Source organism: Streptomyces boncukensis (assembly GCF_011045075.1).
Taxonomy (GTDB): domain Bacteria; phylum Actinomycetota; class Actinomycetes; order Streptomycetales; family Streptomycetaceae; genus Streptomyces; species Streptomyces boncukensis.
In genome coordinates this window covers 1-8,143 of record NZ_JAAKZZ010000353.1, presented here as the reverse complement: position 1 = coordinate 8,143, position 8,143 = coordinate 1, and the positions used below count along the sequence as shown (strand labels likewise).

Sequence of the window (8,143 nt, the reverse complement as noted above, 5' to 3'; positions counted from 1 at the left end):
AGCCGGACCCCGGCTCCGGTCCGGCTTCCGCGTCGCCCAGCTCCCGGGCCACGCGCTCCGCCGTACCGCGCGCCCAGCGCCCGGTGGTGAGCGCCCCGAGGGCGAGCACCGCCGCGCCGCACCCGGCCATGATCCACCATGCGGTGCGCTCGGCGCCGCGGAACGCGTCGCCCGCCGTGGCCGAGGCCATGACCGCGCCGATGACGGCGACACCGAGCGAGGTCCCGATCTGCCGGCTGGTGGACGCGAGCGCCGCGGCCACCCCCGCCTGGGTGCGCGGCATCCCGGACACGGCGGTGTTGGTGATCGGCGCGTTGACGAAGCCGAAGCCGACTCCGAACACCAGGAAGCCGCTGAGCAGCACCACGAGGGGCAGCTCAGCGGCGGCGGTGAGCGCGAAGAGCACCCCGGACGCCGTCATCGCGCAGCCCGCGATCAGCAGCGAGGGGCGCGGCCCGCGCACGGCGGTCAGCCGTCCGGACAGCGGTCCGCACACCAGGGTCATGGCGGCCATCGGCAGCAGGTACAGCCCGGTGTGCAGCGCGTCCAGACCGCGTACGTCCTGCAGATAGAGGGTGTTGAGGAAGAGGAAGCCGCCGAGCGAGGCGAAGGCGCAGACCGCGACGACGGTGGCGCCCGCGAACGGGGCGCTGCGGAAGAAGCGCAGGTCGATCAGCGGCTCGGCGCGCCGCGGCTCGTACGCCAGCAGCCCGCACAGCGCGACGGCGGCGAGCGCGGCGCAGCCCAGCACCAGCGGCGAGCCGTAGCCGTGCCGCGGCCCCTCGATGATCGCGTACGTCACCGAGCCGAGCAGCGCGATCATCAGCAGCTGTCCCGCGGGGTCGGCGCGGCGGGCGTGCGGGGCGCGGGACTCGGGCACATAGCGCCCGGTGAGCAGGAAGGCCGCCAGGCCGATGGGGACGTTGAGCCAGAAGATCGCCTGCCAGCCGCTGACGTCCACCAGGAAGCCGCCGAGCAGCGGCCCGGCGGCCATGCTGATGCCGACGACGCCGCCCCACACGCCGATCGCGCGGGCGCGCTCGCGCGGCTCGGTGAAGGTGTTGGTGATGATGGACATCGCCACGGGGTTGAGCATGGAGCCGCCGACGGCCTGCAGCACACGCGCCGCCACCAGCCAGCCCAGCCCCGGCGCGAGGCTGCAGGCCAGCGAGCCGAGGACGAAGAGGGCGAGCCCGGTGCGGAAGACCCGGCGCCGCCCTATCCGGTCGGCGACCGACCCCGCGAGCATGAGCAGCGAGGCCAGCACGAGGGTGTAGGCGTCCAGCACCCACTGCAGGCCGGAGACCGAGGCGTGCAGATCGGTGCGGATGGTGGGGAGCGCGACGTTCAGCGCGGTGACGTCGATGCTGACGATCAGCAGCGACATACAGCAGATCGCGAGGACCAGCAGACGGCGGCGGTGAGTGAGACCGGGGGTATCGCGCAAGGGAACCGCCCTCCGAGATAGTTGTGCGTACACAATTATTGTACGCCTACAATTACTCGTCCGCAGGGAGGCGGGCCGCCCACTCCGTCAGCCGCCGGGCCAGCGCCCGGCCGTGGCGGGCCCAGCTGAAGTGGTCCAGGCGGTCGGCGCCCGCGAGCGCGGGGGTGTAGCGCCAGTGCTCCACCTCGGCGCCCGGCACCTTGCCGCACAGATGGGACGTGGCGCGGGGCGGCGCGAAGAAGTCGCCCGCCACGTCCACCCGCAGCAGCGGCAGCCGCAGCGCACGCAGCTCCTCCTCGACGCGCTCACCGTGCGGGCCCAGCCGGTAGCGGCCGGTGCGCGACTGGTGCGCCCAGTCGCGGATGACGCCCGGCGGCTGCACCCCGCCGAAGAAGTAGCCCGGCCAGTGCCCCCGCACCCGCGCGTACCCGGCCATGGCCGCGGCGAACAGCAGCAGACCGGGCGCACGCGGCCCGAACGCGCGGTGGTACACCGAGGCGGAGGCCACCAGCGCCACCGCGTCAGGGCCCCGCTCCCCCGCCGCCGCGGCCCCGGCCGCCTGCAGCAGCGCCAGCTGCCCGCCCAGGCTGTGCCCGAGTACGACGACGGGCGCCCCGGGGAACTCCGCGCGCACCGCGGCCAGCGCGGCCCGCAGATCCGCCACCAGCTCCGGGTAGCCGAAGTCGGCGCCGCCGCGCTCCCCCTGCCGCTCCCCCTGCCACCGGAAGTCGTACACCGCGGCGCTCACGCCCGCCGCGTGCAGCTCCCCGACCAGCCGCCGGTAGAAGCCGGCGGGCGTGCCCATGGCGGAGGCGATGAGCACGACGGGACGCCGCGGCCCGTCCTCCCGGCGCAGTCCGTACAGCGTGAACCGCCCGCCGTCCTGGGCCGACGCCTCGGCCAGCGGCTTGAGTTCGGCGCGCTTCGCTTCGTCGTCCGTCACATCATCGGCCACAGCGGGAGCATCGCACACGCCCGCGCCCGGACCGGGCCGCCTCGGATCTCGCGCCGGCTCAGATCTCGCGTACGCCGTCCCGCCAGACCTCCGCGACCAGCGGGACCCCCGGGCGGTAGGCGAGGTGCACCGGGGAGGGCGCGTCCAGCAGCGCCAGATCGGCGCGCGCGCCGGGCGAGAGCCGGCCGACGTCGGTGCGGCGCAGCGCCCGCGCGCCGCCCGCGGTCGCCGACCACAGCGCCTCGTCGGGGGTCATCCCCATCTCCCGTACGGCGATGGCGATGCAGAACGGCATGGAGGAGGTGAACGACGAGCCCGGGTTGCAGTCCGTGGACAGCGCCACCGTCACGCCCGCTTCCAGCAGCCGGCGCGCGTCGGGGTAGGGGGAGCGGGTGGAGAACTCGCAGCCGGGGAGCAGGGTGGCCACCGTCTCGCTGTGCGCGAGCGCGTCCACGTCGGCGCCGGTCAGATGAGTGCAGTGGTCGGCCGACGCCGCGCCCAGCTCCACCGCGATCTGCACGCCGGGCCCGTGGGAGAGCTGGTTGGCGTGCACGCGCGGGACGAGGCCCTGCTCCCGGCCCGCCGTCAGCACGGCCCGGGTCTGGTCCCCGTCGAAGGCGCCCCGCTCGCAGAACGCGTCCACCCAGCGGGCGTACGGGGCGCACGCCTGGAGCATCTCGCCCGCGACGAGCGCGGTGTAGCCGTCCGGGTCCTTCTCGTACTCCGGGGGCACGAGGTGCGCGCCCAGGAAGGTGGTCTCCGGGGTGTGCGCGCGGGCCAGCCGCAGCGCGCGGGCCTCCTGCGCGGTGGACAGCCCGTAGCCCGACTTGGTCTCGGCGGTCGTCGTGCCCTGGCGGAGCATCTCCCGCAGATGCCGGGCGAGGTTCGCGGAGAGCGCGTCGTCGCTCGCCTCGCGGGTCGCCGCGACCGTGGTGCGGATGCCGCCCGCGGTGTACGGACGTCCGGACATCCGGGCCGCGAACTCCGCCGTCCGGTCCCCCGCGAAGACGAGGTGCGAGTGGGAGTCGACGAAACCGGGGATCGCGGACCTGCCGCTCGCGTCGTAGGTCTCGTCCGCCGCCGGCACCTGCCGCGCGGGGCCCGCCCAGACGACCGTGCCGTCCTCGACGACGAGCGCCGCGTCCTCGATCAGGCCGAGCGGCCCGCCGTCGCCGTACGCGGGATCGTTGGTGACGAGGGTGGTCAGATGGGTGAGCGCTGTACTGGGCATTCGGGTCCCGTCTCCCTGGAGTGTCGAAGGGGCTGCGCCCTCAGGGGCGCGGGGCACATGCGTCACGGCCTCAGCTCGGTGATCGCTGCCGACAGGGCGCCCGGCACGTCCGGGACCGCCGTATGCGCACCGTCCCGGACGACGTGCCGGCCCGCCACCACCGTGTGCCGGACGTCCGCGGCGCCCGCCGCGAAGACCGCCGCCTCGGCGGCCAGCCTCGGCAGCGGGCCCGCCGTGCGCACCGAGTCCAGGGCCACCGTCGTGAAGTCGGCGAGCGCGCCGCGCTCCAGCCGGCCCGCCTCCGGCCAGCCCAGCGCCGCGTGCCCGTGCTCGGTGGCGGCGCGGAGGAGCTGGGCGGAGGTCCAGTGGCCCCGGGTACGGCTGCGCAGCCGCTCGTTCAGCTCCAGCGCGCGGGCCTCCTCGAAGAGGTCGACCACCGCGTGGCTGTCGCTGCCCAGCGAGAGCGTGCTGCCCGCCCGCTGGAGCGCGGGGGCCGGGCCGATGCCGTCGGCCAGGTCGCGCTCCGTCGTGGGGCACATGCACACGCCGGTGCGGGAGCCGCCGAGGCGGCCGACGTCGGCGTCCGTCAGATGGGTGGCGTGCACCGCCGTGGTGCGCGGGCCCAGCACGCCGTGCTCCGCGAGGAGCTGGGCGGGGGTCATGCGGTGCGCGCGCTCGCAGGCGTCGTTCTCGGCGGTCTGCTCGGAGAGGTGGACGTGCAGCGGGACCCGGCGCTCCGCCGCCCACTCGGCGACCGTACGCAGCTCGCGGGCGGGCACCGCCCGTACGGAGTGCACCGCCGCGCCCGCGCGGACCCGGTCGCCGTGCTCCGGCTTGAAGGACGCGGCCCGCTCCGCCCACGCGTCCGCCGTGCCGTCCGAGAAGCGCAGCTGAGGTCGGGTCGGCGGCTCGCCCCGGCCCCGGTCGCCGATGCCGGAGGCGAGGTACGCCGCGTCCAGCAGCGTCAGCCGGATCCCCGCCTCCCCGGCCGCCGCCGCGAGCGCGTGGCCCATGGCGTTGGGGTCGGCGTAGCGCTCGCCGCCCGGCGCGTGGTGGAGGTAGTGGAACTCCCCGACGCAGGTGATCCCGGCCAGCGCCATCTCCGCGTACGCGGCGCGGGCCAGCGCGAAGTAGCTGTCGGGGGTGAGGCGGGAGGCAGTGTCGTACATGACCTCGCGCCACGTCCAGAACGTCCCGCTGCCCACCTGCACCGTGCCGCGCAGGGCGCGGTGGAAGGCGTGGCTGTGCGCGTTCGCCAGGCCCGGGAGGGTGAAGCCGCGCAGCGGCTCGGCGCCGGGCTGCGGCGCCGGCACGCCGGTGCGGACGGCGCCGAGCCGGCCGTCACCGGTGACGTCGAGCGCGACGCCGGGCTCGACGGTGCCGTTCAGCCAGGCGTACTCGCACCAGTAGGTGTCGGTCATACGAGCAGGTCCTCCAGCACGTCGGCGAGTGCGGTCACCCCGGCCACGCAGTCGTCCTCCCCGGCGGACTCGGCGGGCGAGTGCGAGACGCCGGTCGGGTTCCGTACGAACAGCATGGCGGTGGGCACCGCTGCGGACAGAATGCCCGCGTCATGCCCCGCGCCGGTGGGCAGCACGGGCGCGCCGCCGAGCCGGGCGGCGATCCGGTCGCGCAGCGCGTGGTCGAACTCGACGACCGGCGTGCTGGACTCGGTGACGACCCGCACCTCCACCCCGTCGCGGGTGCCGCGCTCGGCCGCCGCGCGCTCGATCTCGGCGACGACGGACTCCAGGGTGCCCTGGTCCGGCGCGCGCGAGTCCAGCCAGCCGCTGACCCGGGACGGCACGGCGTTGACGCCGTTCGGCTCCACGGCGACCTTGCCGAACGTCGCCAGCGCCCCCGCCAGCCGGGCCTTCTTGCGGGCGGCCAGCACGGTGTTGGCGTACGTCAGCATCGGGTCGCGGCGGTCCTCCAGCAGGGTGGTGCCCGCGTGGTTGGCCTCGCCGTGGAACTCGAACCGCCAGCGGCCGTGCGGCCAGATCGCCGACGCGACGCCCACCGGCGTGTCCCGCTCGCCGAGGGCCAGCGCCCGGCCCTGCTCGATGTGCAGCTCGACGAACGCGCCGACGCGGGCGAGCCGCTCGGGGTCCGGGCCGAGCGCTTCCGGGTCCTGGCCCGCGGCCTCCATGGCGCGCGGGAGGCTGACGCCGTCGGCGTCGCGCAGGGCGTGTGCGGCGTCCCGGGTGAGGACGCCCGCGGCCAGCCGGGAGCCGACGCAGGACAGGCCGAAGCGGGCGCCTTCCTCGTCGGCGAAGTTGACCAGGGCGAGCGGCCGGGCGAACGCGACGCCCCGGCCGCGGAGCTCGTCGTAGGCGGCGAAGGCGGCGAGCACGCCCAGCGGGCCGTCGTACGCGCCGCCCTCGGGCACGGAGTCCAGGTGCGAGCCGGTGACGACGGCGCCGCCGGCGGCCGGGTCCCCGTGCCAGGCCCACTGGTTGCCGTTGCGGTCGGTCTCGCAGGCCAGCCCGCGGGCCTCGGCCTGGGCCCGGAACCAGGCCCGGCACTCCAGGTCGGCCGGCGTCCACGCGTACCGCCGGTAGCCGCCGGTGCCCGGGTGGCGGCCGAGCGGGTGCAGCTCCTTCCACATGGCGTGGAAGGACGGCGGGCTCCCGGGGTCCGGCGCCGTCACGCGTCGCCCTCCCGCATCGGGACCCGGAGCGCGTGCTCGGCCGCGGTCCGCTCCGCCTGCTCGTAGCCCGCGTCGACGTGCCGGATGACGCCCGTGCCCGGGTCGTTCGTCAGGACCCGCCGCAGCTTCTCGCCGCCCAGCGCGGTGCCGTCGGCGACCGTGACCTGGCCCGCGTGCAGCGAGCGGCCCATGCCGACGCCGCCCCCGTGGTGGAGGGAGACCCAGGAAGCGCCCGAGGCGACGTTGACCATCGCGTTGAGCATCGGCCAGTCCGCGATCGCGTCGGAGCCGTCGCGCATGCCCTCCGTCTCGCGGTACGGGGAGGCGACGGAGCCGGTGTCCAGGTGGTCCCGCCCCAGCGCCAGCGGCGCGGCCAGCTCGCCGGAGGCCACCATGTCGTTGAAGCGCTCGCCGGCCGCCGCGCGCTCGCCCTGGCCGAGCCAGCAGATCCGGGCGGGCAGGCCCTGGAAGTGGACGCGCTCGCCCGCGAGGCGGATCCAGCGGGCCAGCGACTCGTTCTCCGGGAACAGGTCGAGCAGGGCGCGGTCGGTCGCCGCGATGTCCTTCGGGTCGCCGGAGAGGGCCGCCCAGCGGAAGGGGCCCTTGCCCTCGCAGAACAGCGGGCGGATGTACGCCGGGACGAAGCCGGGGAACGCGAACGCGCGGCCGTACCCGGCGAGCTGCGCCTCGCCCCGGATCGAGTTGCCGTAGTCGAAGACCTCGGCGCCCGCGTCCTGGAAGCCGGTCATCGCCTCGACGTGCCGCGCCATGGACTCCCGGGCGCGGCGGGTGAAGTCGGCGGGCTTCTCCTTCGCGTACGTGTGCATGTCCGCGAAGTCGACGCCCAGCGGGAGGTAGGCGAGCGGGTCGTGCGCCGAGGTCTGGTCGGTGACGATGTCGATGGGGGCGCCCTCGGCGAGCAGCCGGGGCAGCACCTCGGCGGCGTTGCCGAGCAGCCCGATGGACAACGGGCGGCGCGCGTCGCGGGCCTCGGTCGCGCGGCGCAGCGCGTCGGCGGTGTCCTCGGCGCGGACGTCGAGGTAGCCGTGCGCGATCCGCCGTTCGATACGCGAGGGGTCGCACTCGACGACGATGGCGACGCCGCCGTTCATGGTCACGGCCAGCGGCTGGGCGCCGCCCATGCCGCCGAGCCCGGCGGTGAGGGTGACGGTGCCGGCCAGGGACCCGGCGCTGTGCTTGTTTTCCCGGGCGAGTTTGGCGGCGACGGCGGCGAAGGTCTCGTAGGTGCCCTGGAGGATGCCCTGGGTGCCGATGTAGATCCAGGAGCCGGCCGTCATCTGGCCGTACATGGTCAGGCCGAGCTGCTCCAGCCGGCGGAACTCCTCCCAGTTCGCCCAGTCCCCGACCAGGTGGGAGTTGGCGATGAGGACGCGCGGGGCCCACTCGTGGGTGGTCATCACGCCGACCGGGCGGCCGGACTGGACGAGCATGGTCTCGTCGTCCTTCAGGGTGCGCAGGGTGCGCAGCATGGCCTCGAAGGAGCCCCAGTCGCGGGCGGCCTTCCCGGTGCCGCCGTAGACGACGAGCTGGTCGGGGTGCTCGGCGACCTCGGGGTCCAGATTGTTCTGGAGCATCCGGTAGGCCGCCTCCTGCGGCCACCCCCGCGCGCTCAGCCCGCCGCCGCGCGGTGCCCGTACGGGTCGCGGTCCCGCTGCTGCCATGCCGCTGCCTCCCTCACCGTATCCATCAGTTATTCATTCACCTTATTCGCTGAATATTTTCAGTCAACGGGCGGCGGGCAAACCCCTGGGCCAGGGACGTACGGCGTGTTTGGCTGGCCGTATGACCGACGCACAGGCATCAGCACACGCCCGGCCCCTCGCCGCCCTCCCCGCCCTC

The 8,143-nt window shown here is 75.3% G+C and carries 6 protein-coding genes; all 6 read right to left on the bottom strand.

Features of this window, described 5'->3' with window-relative positions; genetic code table 11:
- Positions 1–1,387, bottom strand: a 1,387-nt coding sequence (locus tag G5C65_RS26285) for an MFS transporter (RefSeq protein ID WP_241266064.1), incomplete at its 3' end; no start/stop codon positions are given.
- 112 nt (positions 1,388–1,499) lie between these two features.
- Positions 1,500–2,402 (bottom strand): alpha/beta fold hydrolase, encoded by a 903-nt coding sequence (locus G5C65_RS26280; RefSeq protein WP_165301421.1) that lies wholly within the window; start codon positions 2,400–2,402, stop codon positions 1,500–1,502.
- A 58-nt stretch (positions 2,403–2,460) separates the two neighbouring features.
- A complete protein-coding gene (gene hutI, locus G5C65_RS26275) occupies positions 2,461–3,633 on the bottom strand; it encodes an imidazolonepropionase (protein ID WP_165301420.1) in 1,173 nt (390 codons plus the stop codon).
- 62 nt (positions 3,634–3,695) lie between these two features.
- Positions 3,696–5,054: a formimidoylglutamate deiminase gene (locus G5C65_RS26270; RefSeq protein WP_165301419.1), complete on the bottom strand. Its 1,359-nt coding sequence runs from the start codon at positions 5,052–5,054 to the stop codon at positions 3,696–3,698.
- Entirely contained in the window at positions 5,051–6,241 is a 1,191-nt protein-coding gene (locus G5C65_RS26265; RefSeq protein ID WP_165301423.1) for an allantoate amidohydrolase, read from the bottom strand. The genes G5C65_RS26270 and G5C65_RS26265 overlap by 4 nt, the downstream gene beginning before the upstream one ends.
- Before the next feature lie 38 nt (positions 6,242–6,279).
- Positions 6,280–7,965: a urocanate hydratase gene (hutU, locus tag G5C65_RS26260; RefSeq protein ID WP_165301418.1), complete on the bottom strand. Its 1,686-nt coding sequence runs from the start codon at positions 7,963–7,965 to the stop codon at positions 6,280–6,282.
- Positions 7,966–8,143 lie beyond the last annotated feature (178 nt).

What these genes read in the sequence shown, in the direction of transcription:
- hutI (WP_165301420.1), bottom strand. Translation starts at nt 3,633, where the DNA reads ATGCCCAGTACAGCGCTCACCCATCTGACCACCCTCGTCACCAACGAT.
- G5C65_RS26270 (WP_165301419.1), bottom strand. Translation starts at nt 5,054, where the DNA reads ATGACCGACACCTACTGGTGCGAGTACGCCTGGCTGAACGGCACCGTC.
- G5C65_RS26265 (WP_165301423.1), bottom strand. Translation starts at nt 6,241, where the DNA reads ATGTGGAAGGAGCTGCACCCGCTCGGCCGCCACCCGGGCACCGGCGGC.
- hutU (WP_165301418.1), bottom strand. Translation starts at nt 7,965, where the DNA reads ATGGCAGCAGCGGGACCGCGACCCGTACGGGCACCGCGCGGCGGCGGG.